This window comes from Paraburkholderia sp. JHI2823 (assembly GCF_038900695.1).
GTDB classification, from domain to species: Bacteria; Pseudomonadota; Gammaproteobacteria; order Burkholderiales; family Burkholderiaceae; genus Paraburkholderia; species Paraburkholderia mimosarum.
Genome location: NZ_JAYMRY010000194.1, coordinates 1 through 581, shown reverse-complemented (window position 1 = coordinate 581; position 581 = coordinate 1). Strand labels below are relative to the sequence as shown.

At 41.7% G+C, this 581-nt stretch carries 1 protein-coding gene; it reads left to right on the top strand.

Going from position 1 to position 581, the window contains the following annotated elements; genetic code table 11:
• Positions 1 to 180 (top strand): hypothetical protein (locus VSR34_RS38275; RefSeq protein WP_342965218.1); only part of this gene is annotated, 180 nt, incomplete at its 5' end.
• Positions 181 to 581: the final 401 nt, after the last annotated feature.

Here is a 581-nt window from a genome sequence, read left to right as displayed (position 1 = left end):
CCCACTGATTTTGATACAATGAAGAGATCTTGGGCGCAGCTAAAGGAAGAACGAGATTTTTATCGGGAAAAGTTCAACGAACAGGAGCGGAAGGTCCAAAGGCTGACTAAGAAATTGGAGGAAGAGCGGGTTCTGAATAACTACATCAACACTGAGAAAAGGAGGCCATGGGAGCACTGATGGGCTTTGGATATTTCCTTTTATAGATTTTATTTCCTTTCCAGTATTTTTCATTCCTGTAATGCCTAAGGGCAAGTTGTTGAACAATTTGAAATTTTAATCTAATGAAGTGTGTTTCCCTTTTTGTCTACAAAGTTGAATCTTGTTTGTCTTTGAAAACATAAAACATACGCATCTCATTGCACCATATGCATCGCAGGTACCCTATTTCACAGGTTGCTTAATCTTCTTCGCTGTTTATTTCAGCACTCAAGCATCATGAATCCTGAACTCACTACCGAGCAAGCTATCAAGGCCCTCCAGGCCCAAAACGCCCAATTCCAGGAGATGGTCATGAACTTGGCCCAAGGACAACAAGAGCTGAAGGCTTTGCTCCTGAAGAAGAAAAAGAAGAAGAGGAC